The organism is Methanimicrococcus stummii (assembly GCF_032594435.1).
Taxonomy (GTDB): domain Archaea; phylum Halobacteriota; class Methanosarcinia; order Methanosarcinales; family Methanosarcinaceae; genus Methanimicrococcus; species Methanimicrococcus stummii.
Genome location: NZ_CP131062.1, coordinates 445,469 through 468,564 on the forward strand (window position 1 = coordinate 445,469; position 23,096 = coordinate 468,564).

A 23,096-nucleotide genomic window follows, 5' to 3' on the forward strand; every position below is an offset into this window, starting at 1 on the left:
CAGCTTTATTATGTAATATATTGAAATTTTGTTAAAAAAGTATTACATTTTATTTATTCTTTGTTACAATTTGCTTCAAATTTTGTTAATTTTATTATTCTCATTTTTATTGTTTTTAATTGATTTTTCAAAAATGTTTTCTTTTCATCATTTTTCAAAATTCTTTTTATTGCCTTTGATTGATTTTCCAAAATTGTTTTTTTGTTTTGTTTTGTTTTGTTTTGTTTTGTTTTGTTTTGTTTTGTTTTGTTTTGTTTTGTTTTGTTTTGTTTTGTTTTGTTTTGTTTTGTTTTGTTTTGTTTTGTTTTGTTTTGTTTTGTTTTGTTTTTTCATCGTTTTTCCATAATCTTTATATAATGCAATTGTGTATCATGTTATCAAATAGCATGGTATTATTTGACACGATTCGTGAGATTTGAAACAGCGAAGCAGTGAATCATTTTAATATTATGTCATCTATTGAATGGTTTTTATCCATCAAAATATAATTTAAAAGGTTTGTATTATGATTCTCGGAATACCGGATCCCATGATTTTGGCGGCATATTTATTATGTTTCCTTGGCGCGGTTTGGTGCATTGTCTACGGCGTGCGCCATTGGAACGACACCGATTAATCAGCGGATCAAATGAACATTTGAACGTGAATTTTGAAAAATGCAGTAAATTTGTAAATATATTATAAATACAGGATTTGTTTTTATGGCGTTTGAGTTTTTCTCATCTTTATCAGGCACGGTTTCCAGCTTTAATTTGCCGGTGTTTATTGCTTTGTTGGTGATTTATCTCGGCATTATTTTCGGATTGGCCTGGTACGGTTACCGAAAAACAAAAGATGCGTCGGATTATATGCTGGCCGGCCGCAAAACACATCCGTTGGTCATGGCGATTTCATACGGCGCGACTTTCATCAGCACGTCGGCCATTATCGGATTCGGCGGAACAGCCGCCGCTTACGGTATGAGTTTGCTTTGGCTGGCGTTTTTAAACATTCTTGTCGGCGTGATTATCGCTTTCCTCGTCTTCGGCCCGAAAATGCGCCGGATGGGAAAGAAACTTCGCGCGTCAACGTTTCCCGAGTTTATCGGCCGCCGTTTTAAATCACGCGGACTTCAAACCGGAATCGGGTTGTTCATCGCGGTTTTAATGCCGCTTTACGCGTCAAGCGTTCTCATCGGGGCGGCCCGTTTCATTGAAACAACTTTCGGCATCACCTACTCGACGGCATTGATTATCTTTACAATCGTTGTCGCGATTTACGTCATCGTCGGCGGTCTCATGTCTGTCATGTACACTGACGCTTTCCAAGGTATGATTATGTTCTTCGGAATGGCGTTTTTGCTGATCTTCACATACGTTAAGCTTGGCGGCATTGTCGAAGCGCACACCGCGCTGACCAACTTAGCGCCGCTTGTGCCCGACTCGTTGGCGGCTATCGGTCACCAAGGCTGGACATACATGCCGGTTCTCGGCTCGGAACTTTGGTGGACGGTTGTCTCGTCTCTTGTTTTGGGCGTCGGCATCGGTATTATCGCGCAGCCGCAGCTTGCCGTTCGTTTCATGACCGTCAAAGACAACAAAACCTTGAAAAGAGCGGTTTTCGCAGGCGGTCCGTTCATCTTTATGATGGCAGGCGTCGCTTACATCGTCGGCTCGCTCTGTAATGTTTGGTTCTTCAATGAAACCGGACAAATTGCGCTTGACGCGGTCGGCGGAAACATCGACTCCATCATTCCGGCGTACATCAACGGCGCGATGCCTGAAATTTTCATTATGATTTTCATGCTCAGCTTGCTTTCGGCAGCCATGTCAACAGCAGGCGCGCAGTTTCATACGATGGGCACATCCGTCGGCTACGACGTGATCAGAAACGGCATTTTCAAAGGCAAATCTTCTAAAACGATTCTCTTTTCCAGAATCGGCATGGTGATTACGATTATCGCGGCAGTCATCTTGGCATTTATTCTCCCCGGAGGAATTATCGCGCGCGCGACTGCCGTTTTCATGGGCATTTGTACCGCCGCGCTTCTGCCGATGTACGCGGGCGGTTTGTTCTGGAAGAAAATGACAAAACAAGGCGCATTTGCAAGTTTCGGCATCGGTTTATTCGCATCGGTCTTTTGGTACCTGTTCGTTCACGCCAAAGAAGCGGTTCCGTTCGGCGTTTGTGAAGCGCTTTTCGGTGTTCCGACACTGCTTACAGGAACTTGGACTTTGGTCGATCCGATTTTAATCGCGACACCGCTTTCGATTATTGCAGCAATCTTTGTCAGTTTAATGACACAGCCGCCGGAAGAAAAGTTTGTTGAAGATATATTCTCGGAAAATGAAGATGAAATTGAAGTCGCTGACGCGGCTTAATTTCTTTTTAAATTTTCTTTTTTTCTTTTTTATTTTCATTTTGCTGTAATGCTCACAGTTGTATTTCTGCGCGCATCTGCTCTTTCTTGTCACATCCGTTCGCTTCGCGAACGTGGGCACAGATTACCTTGCAGTTTCTGTTGCTCCGTTACCTTGCCGTTTATGCCGCGGTTGCCGCAGCCGGCCGGCACAGCGCCGCCGCGCGCGAGCCGCTCCGATTATTTTTTAATTTTAATAAATCCGGTCGCTTTTTTTCAATTTTTGATAAATTCGTTCGTCCGTTTTATTGAGGTTTTCTCATTGTAAACCTAACTTTTTTTGTCAAAACGAAAACAAAAATGAACATTAAAGGCTATAATTGTAAACCTTTTCACGCTTAACGGCAGACTTTATATAGGATTTCATATTTTTGTGTATGTTCATAATTTATCATTACATAACTCGCGCAATTTTCGTGCACGTCTCTTGCGGAGTTTTTTCAAGCCGCGTCTTATGCGCCCGTATTTTGATGTTTGCCTGTCAGCGCATTCATCATTCATTTTTCGGCATCGCTTTCGACCTCGGTTTGATTTTTTTGATTTATTGTTTAAACCATTAATTCTATCTAAAATAATATGAGAGGGAATATTTCATGACAGATCCAGTCAGTTCATCTGAAATTGATAAGAGCTTCTTTTCAGAGCTTACCCAAGAAAAAGGGATGGACAAAATCCTGTTGTGCTTTAACTGCAACGGATGTTCCACCGGATGTCCCATGAAGGATATTGAAAAACAATTCGACATTAAGAAATATATCCGCATGGCCGGGCTCGGTATGAAAGACCGCATTTTAAAAGACGAATACTTGTGGTACTGCACAACCTGCTACAAATGCCAGGAAAGATGCCCCGAAGGCGTTTTGAATGTCGATACGCTTCTTCGCATGCGCACAATGGCCGTTCACGAAGGAATTATGTTAGAACCCCACCGCGAAGTCGCGCATTTCGTTCTTGACACAGGACACGCGGTGCCGATTAACGATTCCAACAAAAAGAAAAGACTCGAACTCGGCCTTTCGGAAGTTCCGCCGACCGTTCACATGTATCCCGAAGCGTACGAACAAGTCCGAAAGCTTTTGAAAGCCTGCGAATTTGACACGCTGACGCAAAAGGAGTAAGCGGAAAAACCGCATGAAATTTATCAGGAGTTATCAAGAAATGTCTACAGAATCTGAAAAACAGGGAAAAACTCAAAGCCTTTCTTTGTTCCTCGGCTGCGTTGCTCCAAACCGCTACCCGGGAATCGAGCTTGCCAGCCGCAAGGTCATGAAAGATTTAGGCGTTGACCTTCACGAACTTGAAGGCGCTTCCTGCTGTCCGGCACCCGGCGTTTTCAAGTCATTTGACAAAACCACCTGGCTCACAATGGCCAGCCGCAATGTGGTTCTTTCCGAACAGATGGGAATGGATTTATTAACCATCTGCAACGGCTGCTACGGCTCACTCGGCGAAGCGAACCTCACGCTGATGCACGATCCCGATTACAAAGCCAAAGTCAATGAAAAACTCGGCGAAGTCGGTTTGGAATATAAAGGAAACGCAAAAGTCCGCCACATCATCGAATTCCTCGAAAAAGATGTCGGACCCGAAACAATCAAAGAAAAAGTCACTGTTCCGCTTGACGGCATTAAAGTTGCCGTTCACTACGGCTGCCACTTGATTCGCCCGTCCAAGGAAAAAGAAGGACTCGGCAGCGCCGAAAATCCGCGCTTCTTCGATGCGCTTGTGGACGCGACCGGCGCAAAAAGCGTTGACTACGAAGAGAAGATGATGTGCTGCGGCGCAGGCGGCGGCGCACGTTCCGCTTTCCTGGATACAACGCTTAAAATGACCGAGAAGAAATTAGCGGTCCTTCAGAAAGACGAATTCGACTGCATTGTCGATGCCTGTCCGTTCTGCCATTTGCAGTTTGATTCCGGTCAGGTGCAGCTTAACAAGGACGGCAAAGATTATCACATTCCGGTTTTGCACTACTCACAGCTGCTCGGTCTTGCTTTCGGCTACACGCCCCAGGAACTCGGCATTCAAATGAACATGACAACCAACCCTGCTTTTGAAGAGAAAATTATCGCGCTTCAAGAGAAAGCAAAGGAGGCTTAAATATGGCAAATACAAATGCTGTCGGCGCAGTCGCCGTTATCGGCGGCGGTATTGCCGGCGTTCAGTCTGCCCTTGACTTGGCGAACAGTGGTTACCGTGTTTATTTAATCGAATCCAAGCCGTCTATCGGCGGCGTTATGGCGCAGCTTGACAAAACATTCCCGACATTGGACTGTTCCGCTTGTATTCTGTCTCCGAAACTCGTGGAAGCCAGCCGCCACCCCGATATCAAATTAATGACATATTCCGAAGTCACCGGGCTTTCCGGTGATGTCGGCAATTTTACATTAACCGTTAAAAAGAAATCTCGCTTCATCGACGTTGACAAATGCGTCGGCTGCGGTGATTGTTTGGCAAAATGCCCGAAGAAAGTTGACGACGAATTTGAAGAAGGCCTCGCGAAGAGAAAAGCTATTTATTTCCAATTCCCGCAGGCGATTCCGAAAGTCGTTACGATTGACCCCGACAACTGTCTCATGCTCAAAAACGGCAAGTGCGGCAACTGCGCGAAAGTTTGTCAGCGCGGCGCAATCAACTACGAGCTTGCCGACGAATTCGAGGACGTCGAAGTCGGCGCGGTCATCATGGCAACCGGATTTGAAGCTTTCAATCCGACGATTTTGGAAGCCTACCGCTTCGACCACCCCGATGTCGTGACAGCGCTTCAGTTTGAAAGATACACCAACGCATCCGGTCCGTTCGCCGGTCACATTCAGACTTCCAAAGGCGAGCTTCCGCAAAAGATTGCTTTCATTCAGTGCGTCGGATCACGAAACCCTGAAATTAACAGAGCGTACTGCTCTTCCGTCTGCTGTACCTATGCGGTCAAGCAGTCCCGTTTGATTAAAGATCACCACCCCGAAGTGGATGTGGCCATCTTTAACATCGATCTCAGAACGTTCGGCAAAGGCTACGAAGAATTCGCGCTTCGCGCTCAGGACGACGGCGTTCGTTTCATTAACTCCCGCCCGTCCGGCGTTGATGTCAAAAACGACGGCGCGCTTTCTCTCAGATATGAAGGCCCCGAAAGCGAAGTTCTTCACGAAGAATTCGATTTGGTCGTTCTCTCCGTCGGTTTGGAAGCGCCGAAATCTTCGGCAGCGCTTGCCAAGACACTCGGAATCGAACTTGACAAATACGGTTTTGTCAAAACCGATCTCGAATCGCCGACCGAAACCAGTCGCTCCGGCATCTTTACGGCCGGCGTTGCGCAGGGTCCGAAAGACATTCCGGAATCTGTCGCGCAAGCCAGCGGCGCCGCATCTAAAGCCGGCGCGCTTTTGAACGAAGTTCGAAAGAGCCTGGAAACGATTGTTGAAATTCCGCCGGAAAATCCGATCGGCGATGAACCGCGCATCGGTGTCATTGTCTGCCGCTGCGGAACAAACATCGGCGGCGTTGTCGATGTTCCGGCTGTCGTCGAGTACGCGAAAACATTGCCCAATGTCGTCATTGCGGTCGAAGAAATGTATTCCTGCGCGGACGACACGCAAAGCCGCATTTTTGACATGATTCAGGACCACAAGCTCAACCGTTTCGTCGTCGCGGCCTGCACGCCGAGAACGCACGAGCCGCTTTTCCAGCAAACCTGTCAGGAAGCCGGTCTCAACCCGTGGCTTTTCGAATTTGCGAACATTCGCGAACACTGCTCCTGGATTCACCATGACGAGCCGGAAAAAGCAACGCACAAAGCCAAAGACTTGGTGCGCCAGGCCATCGGCAAAGTCAAGTATTACACACCGCTTTACAGCCAGTCCCTGCCGCTTGTTCACAACGCGGTCATCCTCGGCGGCGGCGTTTCCGGTCTCACGGCCGCAAACGAACTTGCCGAAAACGGCTATGAAGTGGATTTGATTGAGAAAACCGGCGACCTCGGCGGCAATCTCAAAAATCTCGAAAGCTACAAATCAAAGCTTGAAGCCATTGTTGAAAAAGCGAAATCCAATGACAAGATTCACATTCACTATAATTCGGTGATGGAAGACGTCAGCGGTTCTGTCGGCAATTTCAAAGGCAAAATCATCACCGACGGCAAAGAAGACAAAGTTTTGGATTTCGGTATCATCATTATCGCGACAGGCGCGCACGAATTGAAGCAGCCCGGACTTTTCGGTTATCAGGAAAATCCGATTGTCAAGACGCAGCTTGAATTCAAGGAAGCCATTGACAAGAAAGAAAACGGCTTTAAGAATGTCGTTTTCATTCAATGCGCCGGCAGCAGAAACAATGAACGCCCGTACTGTTCCAGAATCTGCTGTACCAACACGGTCAGAAACGCGATTCAATACAAGGAACAGAATCCGGACGCGGAAATTTATGTTCTTTACCGCGACATCCGCACCTACGGCATGTACGAGGAAGAATACACCAAAGCCCGCGAACTCGGCGTTCATTTCATGATGTACGACAAGGACGAACCGCCGGAAGTTTCCGGAAACACGGTCGCCGTTCACGACCGCACCCTCAATCTGCATTTCAAGCTGGACGCCGATTGCGTTGTCATCAGCGCGGCAACCGTCGCCGAAGAAGGCAACCGCGACGTCGGTCCGATGATGAAAGTTCCACTCACAAGAGACGGTTTCTTCATGGAAGTTCACCCGAAACTCAGACCGGTTGACTTCGGAACGGACGGTGTTTTCGTTTGCGGTCTCGCGCAGTTCCCGAAATTGTTCGAGGAATCTGTGTCCCAAGCGCAAGCGGCAGCATCTCGTGCCTGCACGATTCTTTCCAGAGACGCGCTTTTGTCTCCGGCCGAACTCTCTTCCGTTGACGAAGCGGTTTGTGTCGGCTGCGGCGCCTGTAAAGATGTCTGCCCGTATCACGCGATTACGCTTGAAGAAAAAGTGGTGACGCAAAAAGGATTGTCCTTTAAAGCGATCCGTTCCGTGATTAATCCGGCAGCCTGCAAAGGATGCGGCTGCTGCGCGATGTCCTGTCCGACAGGCGCGATTGACCAGTCACACTTTGACAATGTTCAATTGCTTTCCCAGGTCAAGAGTGTGTTCTATTTCGAAGAGGAGGTGAACTGATGTCTGAGGTTAAAACAACCGCCGAGAGCAGCTGTGCCTCTTCCGGCGAATTTACGCCCAAAATTGTAATGTTCTGCTGCAACTGGTGTTCTTACGCCGGTGCCGACGGTGCGGGTGTCGCCCGTTTCCAGCAGCCGACAAATGTCCGTGTCGTTCGTGTGATGTGTTCCAGTCGTGTGGATCCGGTTCACATTTACACCGCCTTTTTGGAAGGCGCCGACGGCGTTTTGATTACAGGCTGCCACATCGGCGACTGTCACTACGTCAACGGCAATGACAAAACGCTTGTGAAATACAAATTCGTGAAAGAGATGCTCAATGAAATGGGCCTCGAAGACGAACGCCTGATCCTTCGCTGGATTTCAGCATCCGAAGGTCAGCAGTTCGCTGAATTTGTGAATGAAATGGTGGAGAAGGTGGCGGCCTTAGGCCCGAGTCCCCTTCGAAAAGAGGGGGTGGCTTAAATGTCGGCACCCGAAAACACCGCACCGGCAGGAGCGCCGCCGGCAGGCAAGCCGCCTGAAAAGAAGCCTCCGGCACCGTCAACAGTTGGCGATCTTTTGAAAGGATCCGATATCGTTGTCGGCGGAAAATACATCGGCTGGTCCGTTCGCGACGAAATTCGAAAGGAAGGCGGATCCGGCGGTTTGGTCACATCCGTTTTGGCCGGCGCGCTTGAAAAAGGATTGGTCGAACACGTTGTTGTTCTTAAAAAGTCCAGTCAGTATGAAGCCGTTCCGGTTTTAACGTCCGACGTTGAAGATGTTTACGCATCGGCCGGTTCCATGCACATGCTGATTTCAAATCCGACGAAATACTTGCGCCAGTTCCAAAATGACGCGACGATTGCGCTCGCCGTCAAACCATGCGACATGCGCGGCATTCGCGAACAAAACAAACGCAATATGATTGATTTGGATAAAATCTTCACAATCGGTCTCAACTGCGGCGGCACAATGATGCCGTACAAGATTCGAAAAGTGACCGAAGAAGTCTACGGCGTAAATCCCGACGATGTCCGCGCCGAAGAAATCGAGAAAGGTAAACTGATTTTAGAAACAACTGACGGCGAACACCACGCGCAGTCGATTGACGAATTGGAAGAAGAAGACAACGGCCGCCGTGAAAACTGCCGCTACTGTGTTGTCAAGATTGCGACCAACTCCGATTTGGCTTGCGGCAACTGGGGCGTTATGCCCGATTACGCCGGTAAAGGCACTTTCGTTGAAGTCATGACTGAAAAAGGCGCCGAGTTTTTAAGAAACGCGGTTGACGGCGGCTACGCCGAAGTCAAAGAAGCAAGTGAGCCCGCGGCTGAGGCGCGCGGAAAAGTCAACGGCATTATGTTAAAAATGTCCGCGAAAACCAAAGAAGAAGTTTTCGTGCCGCTTCACAGCCAAACGCTTGAAGATTTCAAGAAAGAACTTGTCAACTGTATCGGCTGCGGCGCGTGCCAAACCGTTTGTCCGCCGTGCGCTTGCGGAACGGAAGCCAAATGTACGGCTTTCAATGATCCGGTCGACAATTACGATATTTCATTGTTCCACATGGTTCGCTTTTTGCACTTGATGGATTCGTGCGTCGGATGCGGTCAGTGTTCCGATGTCTGCCCGGCTGACATTCCGCTGGCAAGACTTTACAGAAAGTTCGCAAACCCCATGCAAGACGAATTGAATTATGTGACCGGAATGGACGACAGAACGCCGCCTTTCTTTGAAATCAAATTAGAGGAGGTGCAGTAATGACTGACATTATTGATCCGAAATTTAAGGAAAATGTTTATTCGACGGTCTGTTACGGCTGCGGCTTCGGTTGCGGTGTTTTCATGAGAGAACTTGAAACGAAAGCCGTTCAAACCGGAACTTCTTGCGGCGCGTCGATTTTAAACATTGATTACAGAAAAGCGTCTCCCGTCAATCAGGGAAAACTCTGCCGCTTCGGCGTGAATTTGGCGAACAATTATTGTCCCGCCGTCTCAAGCGTGAGAGGCAGTCCGGTTTCAACGGAAGATGCGGTTGCAAAGGTTGCTGAAGCGCTGAAAGGCGCGAAGCCTTCCGAAATTGCGCTCCTTTCCGTCGGCGGAACGACGAACGAAGAGCATTTGGCGCTGATGAAAATCGGCGAAAAATTAGGCGTTCCGGTCAGCACCGGAATGACCGGCCTTTTCAAAGAAATCGGAAAGCTGCATGCTTACACGGGCCGCGGCACAACGTATGAAGATGTCGAATCCGCGAAGAAAATTTATCTTTTCGTTGACCCGTACGTCTCTTATCCGCTTTTGATCAGACGTTTAGTGCACGCCAAAGAAAAGGGCGCTGAAATCGTTTCTTTCGGTTTGAAAGAGTTGGCGATTGCGACACAAAACGTGGCGGTCGAGCCGAACACGAGTCTTTACGATGTAAAGGAATTTGCGCCTGATGCGGACACCGTTATCATTTCCGACTTGACGCCTTACACTTATGCGAAGCGTTTGGCGGAACTCGTTGAAATCGCGGGCGGCAAATCTGATTTCCTTTTCATGCGTCCGTTTATGAACGCGACCGGTGCCGGATATTTGTCAAAGCACACCAAACAGCAATCGTTTGACGACATCGTTTCCAAAATGGAAACCGGCGACTTGAAAGTGCTGGTTTGTTTGGATTCCGATTTGATTGACATTTGTTTCAATGACAATATCAAAGAAACGTTCAAGAATTTGGAGCACGCGATTGTTATTTCATCACGCGATACGGTTGCCTGCGGCGCTGCCGACATCGTTGTTGCGACCGAGCCGATTTACAAAAAGAAAGGTTCCGTAATGAATGTCGAAGGCCGCCTCATTCCGATTACGGCCGCAGCCGGAGACATGCCGCTGACAGGCTTTAACGCGCTCTCTTCTGTTTTGGAAGCGCTCGGCGGCTCCGCGCTTGATTTCGACACCGTTCACGCTGAAGTTGTTGAAATGCTCGGCGCAACAGAAGACGAATACAAGATTACTGTTCCCGAAAAGAAGTCCGCGCCGGAAATTCAAAAAGTTTCTGGCAAGTTGCCGGATTTAAAGGCGACATTCAGCAGCTTCTCCGAGCCGGATTCGTTTGTTTCTGCGTCCGATACGGAAGGCGCAAACGCTGTGAAACACCTTTACCTGACGAATCCGTTCCTTTGGAATGGGGTTTTGGACAACGATAATTATATTGAAATCAGCCGCTGTCAGGTTAAAGAAACCGCGCTTTTGAAAGGCTTTACGGCAGACGTGACATGCGCCTGCGGCGAGGTCACAAAAACGACGCGCTTTAAAGTTTCTCAGATGGCGGACGGTTATGTTTTATCAATGAGAAAACAGCCGTTTGCAAGAGCGCCGATTACGGATGTTAAGATTGCCAAAACGCCGACAAAACCGGCGGATTCGGAATCAAAAGAATGCGATGTTCCTCAATAATTTGAGGACATTCATTTTTTATTTTTTTCTATTTTTAAAGTTTTGAAATTATTCATTTGAATTTTGTATTGAATTTTGTTTTAGTTCTGTTTTTTGAGTTTTATTTATCATTTTTAAACGGTTTTTTATTTTTTTGACCGATGTTGTTTTTTTCAATTGCATTTGTTTTTTTGTAAATCGTTTTTGATATATTTTTATAATATCATTTCCTTTGTTAGTTGAAATTAAAAATATTTATTGTTGTTTCGGACGGGGTTGAATGTCTCAGAATACAAAAAAGTGTACGGCTCCTCGCGCGTTTACGCCGAATGAGGATGATTTGTTTGATGCGCCGGCTGCATCTTATTGCGAGCTGTCTCGCTCCATTAATGAAACGCAGCAAAACGCTTTTGTTTTTCTTCATGATATTTTAAATTCCGCCGGCGGCTTGCATGGTTTTTTGGAATTGATGGCGGAGTCCGACGATCCCGAAAAATTAAAAAAATACGCGGCAAACGCGCTTTTTTTGTCTCATTCTTTAATTGAAGAAATTGAGTATCACCGCGACTTTTTAAGAGCGGAAACCAAAACGTTCAATCCGGTTTTGGAGGAGACGAAGGCGCATGAAATTTTAAATCTCGCCGCGCTGAAATTAAAAATGCATAACGCGTCCAAAGGCCGAAACATTGAAATCGTTGACGGTCTCGATGAAACCGTCATCACCGATAAAGTTCTTTTATCTCGCATTTTAGTCAACATGACCAAAAACGCGATTGAAGCGACCGATGACGGCGGTTCCGTCAAAATCGGCGCGGAAAAGAACGGCGACAAGATTCGTTTTTGGGTTCACAACAACGCTTTCATTTCCGAAGATATTCAAAAACAACTTTTTGATATGCAATTTTCAACGAAAGGCGCAAACCGCGGCATCGGCATGTTCAGCGTTCGCCTGCTCGGCGAACAAATTTTAGGCGGCACCGTCCGGTTCGAAAGCACGAAAGAAAACGGAACATATTTCTGCATTGATTTGCCCCAGTCTTCATAATTTTATTATTTTTTTTGAAAAAAAGGTTTTTTCGATTATTTTTTTTGAAAAGCGCGTGTCGTTTTTTGATTACTTTTTTGAAAAATTGGTGCGGCTCGCGCGCGGCGCAGCGGCGGCAAGCGGCAAGGCAGCAGCAGCAGAACGGAAACGGTAAGGTAGCGGCCCCACGTTCGCGAAGCGAACGGATGTGATAAGAAAGAGTAAATGAACGCAGAAATGTAAATGAAATGAACTCAAAACTATTTTATAATGTGTTCTGTTTATTTATTTTAATGTCTGAAAAAATTATGACTCAATTCTATTCCTGGTTCGGTGAAAATTACACTTCTAAAGGACGTGCAAATCGGGGAATATACATTCAAGCAGTCATTTTACAATTGTTATTGTCTATTTTTCCGCTTGTTGTCGTTTATGGTTTTGACCCGTTTTTTGAAAAGTATTTGGCTGAAATTAACGTCGGTTCTATTTTATCTTTTATTTTATGGTCTTTTATTGTTTTGCTGGTAATGGGATATGTTGTCTTTTTCATCTACGTTTTCGTTTTTTATATTTGCCAAAAAATTCGCCGCCTTCATGATTTAAATATGTCCGGTTGGTGGCTTTTATCATACGTTTTTGTTTTGATTCCTTTAATCGGTTTAATCTATCCGATTGTATTTGAAATAATATTACTTTTAACACCGGGGAAAATCGGACCAAATAAATATGGTGATAATTCTCTTGAAGAAGAATTTGAAAAAAAGATTGAGATTGAAACAGATTAATTTTTCAATCTCTTAAGTCGTATAATCCGCATTAATCTTAACGTAATCGTATGTCAAATCGCAGCCCCAAGCCGTTGCCGTTTCCGAATATCCCGTTCCGAGATCCATTGAAATGAAAATCGTTTCGGCGGACATGATCGCTTTTAATTTCTCAAGCGTTCCGCTGTCGTTTTCGGTAATTTTTCCGGCTTTCACAAGGAAAACTTGATTGCTGCCGTCCGAAATGTCAAGCGAAATCGCCGACTGGTCAAAATCCGCGCCGGAATAGCCGGCCGCGGCGACAATTCTGCCCCAATTCGGGTCGTTTCCGAAAATCGCGGTTTTGACGAGCGGTGAACGGACAATTGATTTTGCCGCCGACACCGCGTCATCTTCGGAGTACGCGCCCGTGACAGTGCATTCAATCAACTTGGTCGCGCCTTCGCCGTCTTTGGCAATCATTTTCGCCAATTCTTTCATGACGGTTTCAAAAGCGTTTAAAAATTCGGAATAAACGGCTTCGTCGTTTAAATTCACATTTACGCCGGATTTTCCGGTTGCCGTCACCAAACACATATCGTTGGTGCTGGTGTCGCCGTCAACGACAATTCTGTTAAACGTGCGGTCGGTGACTTCCGCCAAAACCGATTGAAGCAAACTTGCGCTGATTTCCGCGTCCGTGTAAACGAAAGAAAGCATCGTTCCCATATTCGGCTCAATCATGCCGGATCCTTTCGCGATGCCGCCGACTCTGAAATTTCCTTTCGCCGTCTGCGCTTCAACGGCGAAGCCTTTCGGCACCAAATCCGTTGTCATAATCGCTTTCATCGCTTCAGCATTTGCTTTCTCGGATGAATCCAAATTCGGAAAAACGGTGCCGATTTGGTCTTTAATTTTGTCAATGTGAAGCTTGCGCCCGATGACACCGGTTGAAGCAACGGCGATGTATTTCGGATCGACATCCAAACATTCGGCAAGCGTGTTCGCCATGTCGTTCGCGTCTTTCAAACCGTCATCGCCGGTAAAAGCATTGGCGTTGCCGCTGTTTGCAATAACGGCTTCCAAATAGCCGCCGTTTGTCTCCAACTTTTCTTTTGTGACAATAACGGGCGCTGCGACAACTTTATTTTTTGTATAAACGCCGGCCGCATTTCCTTTGGCGACAATAACGGCAAGACCGTATTTGCTTTCTTTCACGCCGAAAGCTTTGACACCGTCAACGGCGCAGACGCCGCCTTTGATTTCCTGAATCATTTCTTTTCCCTCTTTGTTTTTTTATTTTGTTTTTTAATTTTGATTGTCATTTATAGCTTTGTTTGTTTTTGTTTTGGTTGTTTTTGTTCTGTTTTTTTCAGTTTATTTCTATTGGATTCTGTTTAAATCAATCCCGGAAACCAAAGTCCGTCGGTTTCCTTTAAGCCGCAAATCAAATTCATGTTTTGAATCGCCTGTCCCGATGCGCCTTTTACCAAATTGTCAATCGCGGAGAGAACAACGACGCGGTTATTGCGCGCGTCCGCTTCCATTCCGATGTGGCAGAAATTTGAACCGCGAACGTTTGCAAGCGACGGCACGGTTTCGGCGAATTGAACGAACGGTTTGCCGTCATAATAATCCTCATAAATTTTCCGAACGTCGGCGGTTGTCAGCTTTTCAGTTGTTTCAATGTGCGCCGTCGTTAAAATGCCGCGCGCGACGGGAATAACGTGCGGCGTAAAAGACACGTTTTCAAATCCCGGCTGGAGGCGGGAGACTTCCTGAACCATTTCCGCTAAGTGGCGGTGCGCCGTTAATTTGTACGGAATGATATTTTCCGCCAAATTCGGGTAATGCGATGTCGCAGACGGCGTGTTTCCGGCGCCTGTCACGCCCGTTTTGGAATCGAAAATGACGGATTTCAAAAGTCCTGCGGCAGCAAGCGGCGCTGCGGCGAGCGTTGCGCCTGTCGGGAAGCAGCCGGGGTTGGCGATGAGACGGTCTTTTAAATCATGATTGACTTCCGGATGAACTTCCGGAATCGCGTAAACCGCGTCAATCGGTGCTTTGTGTTTCATCGCGTAAACTTCTTCGAAAACGTCGGTTTTGAGACGGTAGTCCGCGCTCAAATCAATGACTTTGCATTTGCTGTCCTTTAATATCTCGGGAACCGCATCCATTGCTGTTCCGTGAGGAACCGCCATAAAAACGATGTCGCATTCCGTTTTGATTTTTTCATAATCCGGCTCTTCAAAAGTTAAATCACAAATTCCTTTCAAATTTTCATGAACCGACGAAACTTTCTTTCCGGCAGCCGCGCGAGCCGTTGCGATAACAACTTCCGCTGACGGATGAACCGATAAGAGGCGCAGCAATTCTTCTCCCGTGTAACCGGAAGCACCGACAATACCGACTTTAATCATTCTTTTTCCCGTTTCCTTTCAGCAAAACAATCCGTGTTTGCCGTTTTCAATTTTATGTGAAGTAAGAAATTTGAATATATAAATCTTTTATAATGATTTAAACTCTTGTTTGTTTTTATCATTTGTTTTCTGAATTTTGTTTTCGATTGTTCTTTTTTGTTTTTTTCTATAATCCTTTAATTTTCTATTCATTTAATTTTGTAATTCATTTGTTTTTAAAATTATTCGTTTTATTATATATTATTGTATTCTGCTCATTTGTTCATCATTTGATTTTATGAGATTTTGTTCGTTTTGTGTGACGTGTTTTTTCATTCAATTTCATCTCTTGTTTTCGTTTTATCGTTTTTTGATTTTACGGTTTTTCATTTTTTGATGTTTTTGTTAGTAATATTGTAAAATTTTGTTATACTGAATCTTACAAATTTGAATTTCTGTATTAAATCGCAATCAGTAAGCTTAATATAATTTTGAAATGAACTCTGTTTTACTTTATTTTATCTTTTAAACTATCGTTTATTGTGTTTTAGGAAGTATATTTCATGTCGTTTACAAAAAAACTGTTTGACTTTTTCAGCGGCACCGCGATGACAATAATCGGCGGTGTTTTCCTGATTCCGAGTCTTTATTTCTTTTTAACAGGGTCGGCGCCGAGTTTTTATTTCTCTTTGATTGATCAAACAATCACACTCGACCCCGGCTGGATTACCGTTATTATCTGCGGTTATCCGATGCTTTATTTGGCGCTCACGCGCCTCATTTACCAGCGCTGGGTTTCATCAGCTTTGTTGATTACGATTGCAATGATTGCGTCTATTTACATCGGCGAAGTTTTCGCGGCCGGCGAAGTGGCTTTTATCATGGCAATCGGCGCGATTTTGGAAGAAAAAACCATCGAGCGTTCCAAAAAGGGAATTAAGAAATTAATCAATTTGGCGCCGACGCAAGGCCGCCGGTTGATTACGAAAAACGGTGTGTCTTCTGAAGAAATGATTCCGGCGGAAACGATTCAAAAAGGCGACATTCTTCGCGTTCTTCCCGGCGAAACCATTCCCGTTGACGGCGAAATCATTGTCGGCAACACTTCCGTCGATCAATCTATCATCACCGGCGAATCTCTTCCCGTTGATAAAACTGCCGGTGACAGCGTTTTTTGCGGCACGATCAATCGTTTCGGCGCCATCGACATTCGCGCAACCGAAGTCGGCGAAGATTCTTCTCTTCAAAAATTGATTCGCCTGGTTCAGGAAGCTGAAAATAATCAGGCGCCGATGCAGCGCATTGTTGACAAATGGGCGACGTGGCTTGTTCCGATCGCGCTCGGGATTGCGGTTGCGGCTTATCTTTGGACCGGCGAGCTCGTCCGCGCCGTGACTGTTCTTGTCGTTTTTTGTCCGTGCGCGCTCGTGCTGGCAACGCCCACTTCCATTATTGCGGCCATCGGGCAGGCGACGAAGCACGGTGTCATTATCAAATCCGGCGAAGCACTTGAAAATATGGGAAAAGTTGACAGCATCGCGTTTGATAAAACCGGAACGCTGACGCACGGCAATTTGGAAGTCAGTGATGTTGTTTCGTTTGATTCTGATTTGTCGGAATCCGATATTTTGGCGCTCACGGCCGCCGCGGAATCTTTTTCCGAACATCCTCTCGGAAAAGCGGTGACGGTGCACGCCAAAGAGTGCGGGCTGCATTTGCCGGAAGCTTCCGATTTTTCAATGATTCCGGGAAAAGGCATTCGCTCAATCGTTGACGGCAAATCCGTTTTTTGCGGCAATTTCGGATTTTTGGAGGAAAACGGAATCGTGATTGACGATGTTGTTTCGAAGAAATCGGAAGTTTTAAGAAAACAGGGGAAAGCTTCTATTTTGATTGCGGCTGACGGCAAAATCATCGGCGTTGTCGCGCTTTCCGACACGCTGCGCGCGGCGGCGGCGCACATGGTTGCCGAGTTGAAGGAAATGAACACTAACGTCGTTTTGCTGACCGGCGATCACAAACAGACGGCGGATTATTTCGCGTCAAAAGTCGGCATTACGGAGGTTCATTCCGAACTTTTGCCGGCGGATAAGGTTTCTGAAATTCAGAAACTGAGAAATGCGGGTCACGTTGTTTGTATGATCGGCGACGGCGTTAATGACGCGCCCGCGCTGAAAACAGCGGATGTCGGGGTTTCGATGGGCAGCATGGGAAGCGACATCGCGATTGAAGCGTCCGATATCGCGCTGATGGGCGATGACATTGAAAAGATTCCGTATTTGAAGCGGCTTTCAAATGCGACGATTAAAACGATTAAATTTAACATCGTCCTTTCGATGATCATCAATGCGATTGCGATTTATTTTTCGGTCATGGGATATTTGACGCCGGTAACAGGTGCGCTTGTTCACAACGTCGGTTCTGTTCTTGTCGTTTTGAATGCGGCGCTGCTTTACGACAGAAATTATGAAAGCAAGAAAAATAAGAATGCAAACAAAAATGAAAACAAAAATGAAACGGAAGCGCCGGTTCCTGTCAATAATGACAAAATCGTTTCAAATACGATGCCGACAAAATGCGGCCGATTTGCAGCGGATGAAGAGTGAAATGTCATTTTGTATTTTATTTTTTTCTTTCATTTTACTTTTCTTCCATTTTTTCTTTTTTCAATTCTTTCTTTTTTAATTTTTACAAACCCAAACATCAAATTTTGATAAATTTTCGGCAAACCCGAACTCCCGATAAAACCTTAAAAGCAAAAATTAATTCTCAAAAAACGGAGTTCGTTTTTTCGTAAAATTAAAGAAAAATGATGTTTTGTTTTATTAAAATGAAATAAAAAACAAAACAACCGCCTCCAACGGCGTGTTTCTCGAGCGAAGCAAGTGTTAGGAGACGTTGGAGATTTGCTCACGACTTTAATTAAAACACAATATTCTCTCAAATTTTTCAAAACAAAACGGTTTTTTAAAAATTCATTTTTGTCGTTGTATTAATCCGCAACTCTCAATTTTGCTCGCTTCGCTCACAAAATTTCGCGTTGCGGTCGTATTTGGGATTTTCTTTTATTTCGGCGAAACCGAAACATCGGTTTTGAAATAATTAATAAAACCCGAACTCCGGTAAAATCCAAAATAATTTTTGATTTTATAAAAACGGAGTTCGTTTTTTTGAAAATTTATGAAAAATGATGTTTCGTGATTTTTTGATTTTCTAATTTTTCAAATCATCAGCTTTTTATTTTTTCAAGTTCTTTTTTCGGTTATGACAACAATTTATTTAGCCGGCGCTCTTTTTTCACAAGCCGAGCGCGAATTTAATAAAAATCTTCAAAAAATCATGACTGAAATGGGTTTTTCCGTTTTTCTGCCGCAGGAAGACGCGGAAGACAATAAAGATCAGCGCAATGACCGCAATCAATCCGGCATTTTTAACAATTGTTTCGGCGGGCTTCAAAAAAGTGATCTCGTTGTCGCCGTTTTAGAAGGCGTTGACGTCGATTCCGGGACCGCTTGGGAACTCGGTTATGCTTATGCTCAGAAAAAGCCGATTGTCGGGATTCGAACGGATTTCCGGATTCAAACGCCCGATGAACGCGTTAATTTGATGATTCAGGAAACATTGAGCGATTTTGTGGATAATGTTGATGATTTGAAAGAAGTTTTGAAAAAATATATTTAATGTAAATGCTTTGTCAATATCAAAGTGGGTGATTTTAAGCATGTTGAACGAAAATCAGATAACAAATATCTCAATATCCGGATTTAAATCCATAAAAGCTACTAAAGTCGAACTTAAGAATTTAAACGTTCTTATCGGTAGCAATGGGGCAGGTAAATCTAATTTCATTTCAATATTTGACATGCTACAATCTATTATTGATGAAAAACTAAAAGTTTATGTTGGTGTTAATGGCAGAAATTCTTTACTTTATACCTATAAAGATAAAAAGGCTGAAGAAATTAATGTTGAATTTCGGTTTGGGAATAATGGATATAATTTTTCTTTAATTCCCACTTCTGATCATAATTTAATTTTTCAAGAAGAATCTTTCTATTGGAATCTTATTGGCAATTATTATCTTCCCGCGGGCGGTACTGAGTCTAATTGGAAAAAAGGAACTGGGACTGATATTGATGCTTTTATTCAGCCTATCTTTAATAATTTAAAATGGCGAATTTTTCATTTTCATGATGTAGGCAATAATGCTCCTGTAAAACAACAATGCAGAATAAATGATAACATTGAATTTACAACAAATGCTCGAAATATTGCGGCTTTTTTGTATCGGTTGAAGAATTCTCAGGATGAAACGGAAAAACAAAGTTATACACAAATTGTAAACTTTATTAGATATATAGCTCCATTTTTTGAAGATTTTATTCTTGTCCCGTCTCGACACAATTCTGATCTTATTTATTTGGAATGGAAATCTTGGGAAAGTGATATTCCTTTTGGTGTTTCTCAACTTTCTGATGGAACAATTCGTTTCATATGTTTAGCTGTTTTATTGCTTCAACCTGAAAAATTACAACCAGAAACAATTATTATTGACGAACCTGAGTTGGGTCTTCATCCTGCGGCTATTGCAGCATTAGGAAGTTTAATTCAAACCGTTTCACAAAATAAACAAATTATTATTTCAACCCAATCTGTTGAATTACTTGATCAATTCAATGCAGAAGATATTATTGTTGTTGATAGGGTTGACAATTCTTCTGTTTTTAGGCGGTTGGACAGCAAAGAATTAAAGATTTGGCTTGAAGATGACTATTCATTGAGTGAGTTATGGAATAAAAATATAATTGGTGGGAGGCCATCTGAATGACACGATTGTATATCTATTGTGAAGGTCAAACTGAAGAAAGATTTGTTACCTCGTTGCTTCGTGATCATTTATCAGTTTATGATATTACTGTTATTCCCATAGTTGCAGAAACAAAAAGAACTTCTACTCGAAAGTTTAGCGGCGGTATTAGTTCTTATAGTAAAATTCGAAAAGAGCTTTTAAATCTTTGTAATGAACATCCTCGAGAATGGGTTACTTCCATGATTGATTATTATGCTTTCCCAAATGATGCTCCTTTTTCCCTCACTTTTTCTGGAAATATCTATGATGGAATTACAGGAATTGAAACAGAGTTTTCAACTGATATTGGAAAAACTAATTTCCTTCCTCATCTTATGTTGCATGAATTTGAAAGTTTGTTATTTTCAGATGTCAATGCTTTCTCCACTCATTATACAAAATCAGCAGATTTATCAAAAATTAGTGCTTTGAATCTAATTCGCTCGCAACATCGAACACCTGAACACATTGACAATGGTCCCACCACTGCTCCCTCTAAACGAATTATGTCTCATTTCAATGATTATGGATATGCAAAACCAGTGATTGGAAATAATGTTGCAAAAGTCATAGGTTTACCTAAACTCCGAAACGAATGTTGTCATTTTCATGAATGGATTTGTAAATTAGAAAAATTATGATTTTTTTCGAATCTTCTCAACAAACCGGTCTTTCTTTTCGATCGCCGCATCCGCCGCCGTGTCAATTTCCTTTTTCATTTCATCAAAATCCGGCGGCGTTTTTTCGCCGATAACTTTTTTCAGCGGGGTGTAAGCAGCTTCCCGAAACATCGGCTTAAATTCTTTTTCAACAACGGAATCGCCGTCTTTGACGAGCAGCGCCGTGTCAAATTTGCCGGCTTGTTTTTCTTCGACGCGGCCGACAACAAACATCTTAACGCCGGCGGCTTCAATTGTTTGAATAATCTTGTCCGCGATTTCCGGCGGACAAATGACAAGCAGCGAATCGATTGAAACGCCGCGGAAATCAATTTCCAGTTTTTCAAACATTTCCAAAATTGTCGGTTCGACGCATTGAACAAGCGCGCCGTCATCAAAAACAAGGCGGATACCGGCTTCTTTTGAAATTTCAAAAGCATCGCCGCGAACACCGCCATTCGTCACGTCCGTCATGACGTGAATTTTCGTATGCAAATTCTCTTTTGAATCCAAAAGCGCTTGCGCCGCGATGAGAAAATCAATGTTCAGCGTTTTTTCAACAACCGCGTCCGCCTTTTCATATCCCGAATAAATCGCGGCCGTCGTCACCGTGCCGCCGCCGGTTCCTTCGGTCATTAAAATCAAATCGCCGGCTTTCGCTTTGTTTCGCGCGGTCAGGCCGGCAGCATTCACGGCGCCGACAGCGCCGACGCAGCCCGTCATCCGGTTGCCGATGACCATGTCGCCGCCGATTCGAAGCGTGCTTCCGGTCACAAGCGGAATCGTTGAAAGCTCGGCAACGGCTGAAATGCCGGCCAAATGATCGAAAATCATTGAAGCGTCGCCGTCATCGGCGACGTGAATGTCTGAAAGCATCGCGGCAGGTTCCGCGCCCATCACGTAAATGTCGCGAAGCGCCGCTTTTGCAACGTGAAACCCTGCCAGGAACGGAAACGCGCTGAGCCGGGAATGCATGCCGTCGACGGTGACAACCAAATATTCCGCGTCATTTTCACCGTTTGCCGCGCCGGCGGATTTATAATTCTTCAAAGAAACGACGCCGGAATCATCTAAATTTGACGAATCCAAGACGGCCGTTGTTTTTCCAATCACACGGCCGATTTTTTCATGAACATAAAAATCGCCGGCGCCGCGTGATCCTATCCCGAATTCGCCCATTGAAACACCGCTTTTGTAATACTCAAAAACATCACCCTTGACGGAAATCGCGGCTTTCGTTTCTTCAAAAATCGCCACGGTAAGCTCTGCCGCTTCCAACTCGCCGACCTTTTTCAGCTCAATGATTTTATCTTTTAATTTTGATTGCGCGGTTTTTTCATTTTCCTTATTTTGTATCAGCCGCGCGGCATAGCCTTCCAAATCCATTTTATCCGTCCGTTTATTCGTGAAATTTTTCATAAAAATTAAATTAATTTTCATGAAATTAAAATTTAAAAATTTAAAAATTTAAAAGTTAAAATTCTTACGTGATGTTGATACCCTTTTCATTTATTAATGATTCTTTTTTGCCGCGCCTCTCACAAAATTTCAAAAAATATCGTTTTTGTTTTATTCGGCTCTTTTAAATTTTACAATTTTAATTGTTTTCGAATACATTTTTGTTGGGTGAACTTTTAAAAAAACAACAGTGGTTTCACCTTTTCAGTATGTTTAATGTTTTTTGTATCGGCGAATATATTTCGATTTTTTGTTCAACAGCTTTATATACTTTAACGTTTGATTAAGGTTTGTTTTCGTCTAAACGAAATATTTTGAATAAACAAAAAATGATAAGTCCAATTCAAAAATTATTGCCTCTCAGAAAACCCTCTCTTCATGACATTAATTTTTGTTCGATCTCATTTTCGTTTGTTTGATTTATTTCACCCGGTTAAAATCTTACGATTTTTTCCGATAAAATATGTGAGAAAACGAATGGCACAATAATTTTGTGTCTCATTCAATCATTTCAAAAACAAAAACGTATAATCCACCCAAAAAAACTTGAAAGCAGATAACTCCGAAAAAAAGTAAACCGGTTTGTTCAATCAGGCCGGTTTCTTTTCTTCACAAGTTGAATTTGTTTTTGAAAAAAACTGTTATTGTTTTTCTTATCTTGATAAACGAATGGGTCGGCTTTAGTAATCTTAGTAAATTTTAGTATAGCTTAGTAACTTAAAATCCTAAATCAATGATTGGCAAATTCAGTGATTGGCAATGACAAATACATTAAATCAAGTCAAGCCCGGATGTTCCTGTAAAGTCGTGAACATCGGCGGCAATAATATTCTAAAGAATCGTTTGCTCTGCATGGGTGTTACGCCCGGCACAACAATTGAAGTCGTTAAAGTTGCGCCCCTCGGCGATCCGATGGAACTTAAAATCCGCAATTACAACCTCTCCATCCGCAAAAAAGAAGCCTCAAGCATTTTCGTCGAAGACCCTGACAAATGCTGCTGTTCCGCCTCAACCGGCGAATTCAAAGGAGATGCTTAAAC

At 44.0% G+C, this 23,096-nt stretch carries 19 protein-coding genes; 15 read left to right on the plus strand and 4 right to left on the minus strand.

Translation table 11 applies throughout. The annotated features are described in order from the left end of the window. Nucleotides 1-147: 147 nt before the first annotated feature. A complete protein-coding gene (locus tag MmiEs2_RS02130; RefSeq protein ID WP_316559789.1) occupies nt 148-333 on the minus strand; it encodes a hypothetical protein in 186 nt (61 codons plus the stop codon). A gap of 172 nt (nt 334-505) precedes the next feature. Here MmiEs2_RS02130 and MmiEs2_RS08345 point away from each other — a divergent pair, with 172 nt between their 5' ends. The 10 genes from MmiEs2_RS08345 to MmiEs2_RS02175 all read left to right on the plus strand — a co-directional run bounded on the left by MmiEs2_RS08345 (nt 506) and on the right by MmiEs2_RS02175 (nt 12,733). Beyond that, nucleotides 506-616 (plus strand): symporter small accessory protein, encoded by a 111-nt coding sequence (locus MmiEs2_RS08345; RefSeq protein WP_338140864.1) that lies wholly within the window; start codon nt 506-508, stop codon nt 614-616. 85 nt (nt 617-701) lie between these two features. Continuing rightward, complete coding sequence (locus tag MmiEs2_RS02135; RefSeq protein ID WP_316559790.1) at nt 702-2,360, plus strand: sodium:solute symporter family protein; 1,659 nt, start codon at nt 702-704, stop codon at nt 2,358-2,360. Nucleotides 2,361-2,991: 631 nt separating this feature from the next. Beyond that, nucleotides 2,992-3,516, plus strand: coding sequence for a CoB--CoM heterodisulfide reductase subunit C (gene hdrC / locus MmiEs2_RS02140; RefSeq protein WP_316559791.1), 525 nt, complete (start codon nt 2,992-2,994; stop codon nt 3,514-3,516). A 40-nt stretch (nt 3,517-3,556) separates the two neighbouring features. Then, nucleotides 3,557-4,498, plus strand: a complete 942-nt coding sequence (gene hdrB, locus MmiEs2_RS02145) for a CoB--CoM heterodisulfide reductase subunit B (RefSeq protein WP_316559792.1) — start codon at nt 3,557-3,559, stop codon at nt 4,496-4,498. A 2-nt stretch (nt 4,499-4,500) separates the two neighbouring features. Next, on the plus strand, nt 4,501-7,527 hold the full coding sequence (locus MmiEs2_RS02150) for an FAD-dependent oxidoreductase (RefSeq protein WP_316559793.1): 3,027 nt from the start codon (nt 4,501-4,503) through the stop codon (nt 7,525-7,527). After that, nucleotides 7,527-7,991 (plus strand): hydrogenase iron-sulfur subunit, encoded by a 465-nt coding sequence (locus MmiEs2_RS02155; RefSeq protein WP_316559794.1) that lies wholly within the window; start codon nt 7,527-7,529, stop codon nt 7,989-7,991. The genes MmiEs2_RS02150 and MmiEs2_RS02155 overlap by 1 nt, the downstream gene beginning before the upstream one ends. After that, nucleotides 7,992-9,269 (plus strand): Coenzyme F420 hydrogenase/dehydrogenase, beta subunit C-terminal domain, encoded by a 1,278-nt coding sequence (locus tag MmiEs2_RS02160; protein WP_316559795.1) that lies wholly within the window; start codon nt 7,992-7,994, stop codon nt 9,267-9,269. Beyond that, nucleotides 9,269-10,945 (plus strand): molybdopterin-binding domain-containing protein, encoded by a 1,677-nt coding sequence (locus tag MmiEs2_RS02165; protein ID WP_316559796.1) that lies wholly within the window; start codon nt 9,269-9,271, stop codon nt 10,943-10,945. The genes MmiEs2_RS02160 and MmiEs2_RS02165 overlap by 1 nt, the downstream gene beginning before the upstream one ends. A gap of 259 nt (nt 10,946-11,204) precedes the next feature. Beyond that, nucleotides 11,205-11,969: a sensor histidine kinase gene (locus MmiEs2_RS02170; RefSeq protein ID WP_316559797.1), complete on the plus strand. Its 765-nt coding sequence runs from the start codon at nt 11,205-11,207 to the stop codon at nt 11,967-11,969. A 272-nt stretch (nt 11,970-12,241) separates the two neighbouring features. Then, on the plus strand, nt 12,242-12,733 hold the full coding sequence (locus MmiEs2_RS02175) for a DUF805 domain-containing protein (protein WP_316559798.1): 492 nt from the start codon (nt 12,242-12,244) through the stop codon (nt 12,731-12,733). 12 nt (nt 12,734-12,745) lie between these two features. Here the strand turns inward: MmiEs2_RS02175 and argJ are convergent, their stop codons facing one another. Together argJ and argC are read right to left on the minus strand one after the other, a co-directional pair. Further along, the gene (gene argJ / locus MmiEs2_RS02180; protein WP_316559799.1) at nt 12,746-13,966 is read right to left on the minus strand and encodes a bifunctional ornithine acetyltransferase/N-acetylglutamate synthase; all 1,221 of its coding nucleotides are present in this window, start codon (nt 13,964-13,966) and stop codon (nt 12,746-12,748) included. Between the two features lie 122 nt (nt 13,967-14,088). Next, nucleotides 14,089-15,111, minus strand: a complete 1,023-nt coding sequence (argC, locus tag MmiEs2_RS02185) for an N-acetyl-gamma-glutamyl-phosphate reductase (RefSeq protein ID WP_316559800.1) — start codon at nt 15,109-15,111, stop codon at nt 14,089-14,091. Between the two features lie 542 nt (nt 15,112-15,653). On the opposite strand from argC, the gene MmiEs2_RS02190 reads away from it, so the two are divergent. The 4 genes from MmiEs2_RS02190 to MmiEs2_RS02205 all read left to right on the plus strand — a co-directional run bounded on the left by MmiEs2_RS02190 (nt 15,654) and on the right by MmiEs2_RS02205 (nt 20,580). After that, entirely contained in the window at nt 15,654-17,696 is a 2,043-nt protein-coding gene (locus MmiEs2_RS02190; RefSeq protein ID WP_316559801.1) for a heavy metal translocating P-type ATPase, read from the plus strand. Nucleotides 17,697-18,354: 658 nt separating this feature from the next. Continuing rightward, entirely contained in the window at nt 18,355-18,771 is a 417-nt protein-coding gene (locus tag MmiEs2_RS02195) for a nucleoside 2-deoxyribosyltransferase (protein ID WP_316559802.1), read from the plus strand. Nucleotides 18,772-18,811: 40 nt separating this feature from the next. Continuing rightward, nucleotides 18,812-19,918: an AAA family ATPase gene (locus tag MmiEs2_RS02200; RefSeq protein WP_316559803.1), complete on the plus strand. Its 1,107-nt coding sequence runs from the start codon at nt 18,812-18,814 to the stop codon at nt 19,916-19,918. Then, nucleotides 19,915-20,580: a DUF4276 family protein gene (locus tag MmiEs2_RS02205; RefSeq protein ID WP_316559804.1), complete on the plus strand. Its 666-nt coding sequence runs from the start codon at nt 19,915-19,917 to the stop codon at nt 20,578-20,580. Before MmiEs2_RS02200 ends, MmiEs2_RS02205 begins: the two co-directional genes overlap by 4 nt. Here MmiEs2_RS02205 and MmiEs2_RS02210 read toward each other — a convergent pair. Continuing rightward, on the minus strand, nt 20,575-21,984 hold the full coding sequence (locus tag MmiEs2_RS02210) for an AIR synthase-related protein (RefSeq protein WP_316559805.1): 1,410 nt from the start codon (nt 21,982-21,984) through the stop codon (nt 20,575-20,577). The genes MmiEs2_RS02205 and MmiEs2_RS02210 overlap by 6 nt on opposite strands. Nucleotides 21,985-22,815: 831 nt before the next feature. On the opposite strand from MmiEs2_RS02210, the gene MmiEs2_RS02215 reads away from it, so the two are divergent. Then, the gene (locus MmiEs2_RS02215) at nt 22,816-23,094 is read left to right on the plus strand and encodes a FeoA family protein (protein ID WP_316559806.1); all 279 of its coding nucleotides are present in this window, start codon (nt 22,816-22,818) and stop codon (nt 23,092-23,094) included. The last annotated feature ends 2 nt before the right edge of the window (nt 23,095-23,096 follow it).

Bases quoted from the DNA above. Each gene is read 5' to 3' on its own strand.
- MmiEs2_RS02215 (WP_316559806.1), top strand. From the start codon at position 22,816: ATGACAAATACATTAAATCAAGTCAAGCCCGGATGTTCCTGTAAAGTC.
- MmiEs2_RS02160 (WP_316559795.1), top strand. From the start codon at position 7,992: ATGTCGGCACCCGAAAACACCGCACCGGCAGGAGCGCCGCCGGCAGGC.
- MmiEs2_RS02165 (WP_316559796.1), top strand. From the start codon at position 9,269: ATGACTGACATTATTGATCCGAAATTTAAGGAAAATGTTTATTCGACG.
- MmiEs2_RS02155 (WP_316559794.1), top strand. From the start codon at position 7,527: ATGTCTGAGGTTAAAACAACCGCCGAGAGCAGCTGTGCCTCTTCCGGC.
- MmiEs2_RS02200 (WP_316559803.1), top strand. From the start codon at position 18,812: ATGTTGAACGAAAATCAGATAACAAATATCTCAATATCCGGATTTAAA.
- hdrB (WP_316559792.1), top strand. From the start codon at position 3,557: ATGTCTACAGAATCTGAAAAACAGGGAAAAACTCAAAGCCTTTCTTTG.
- MmiEs2_RS02175 (WP_316559798.1), top strand. From the start codon at position 12,242: ATGTCTGAAAAAATTATGACTCAATTCTATTCCTGGTTCGGTGAAAAT.
- argC (WP_316559800.1), bottom strand. From the start codon at position 15,111: ATGATTAAAGTCGGTATTGTCGGTGCTTCCGGTTACACGGGAGAAGAA.
- MmiEs2_RS02210 (WP_316559805.1), bottom strand. From the start codon at position 21,984: ATGGATTTGGAAGGCTATGCCGCGCGGCTGATACAAAATAAGGAAAAT.
- hdrC (WP_316559791.1), top strand. From the start codon at position 2,992: ATGACAGATCCAGTCAGTTCATCTGAAATTGATAAGAGCTTCTTTTCA.
- MmiEs2_RS02195 (WP_316559802.1), top strand. From the start codon at position 18,355: ATGACAACAATTTATTTAGCCGGCGCTCTTTTTTCACAAGCCGAGCGC.
- MmiEs2_RS02190 (WP_316559801.1), top strand. From the start codon at position 15,654: ATGTCGTTTACAAAAAAACTGTTTGACTTTTTCAGCGGCACCGCGATG.
- MmiEs2_RS08345 (WP_338140864.1), top strand. From the start codon at position 506: ATGATTCTCGGAATACCGGATCCCATGATTTTGGCGGCATATTTATTA.
- argJ (WP_316559799.1), bottom strand. From the start codon at position 13,966: ATGATTCAGGAAATCAAAGGCGGCGTCTGCGCCGTTGACGGTGTCAAA.
- MmiEs2_RS02135 (WP_316559790.1), top strand. From the start codon at position 702: ATGGCGTTTGAGTTTTTCTCATCTTTATCAGGCACGGTTTCCAGCTTT.
- MmiEs2_RS02170 (WP_316559797.1), top strand. From the start codon at position 11,205: ATGTCTCAGAATACAAAAAAGTGTACGGCTCCTCGCGCGTTTACGCCG.
- MmiEs2_RS02150 (WP_316559793.1), top strand. From the start codon at position 4,501: ATGGCAAATACAAATGCTGTCGGCGCAGTCGCCGTTATCGGCGGCGGT.
- MmiEs2_RS02130 (WP_316559789.1), bottom strand. From the start codon at position 333: ATGAAAAAACAAAACAAAACAAAACAAAACAAAACAAAACAAAACAAA.
- MmiEs2_RS02205 (WP_316559804.1), top strand. From the start codon at position 19,915: ATGACACGATTGTATATCTATTGTGAAGGTCAAACTGAAGAAAGATTT.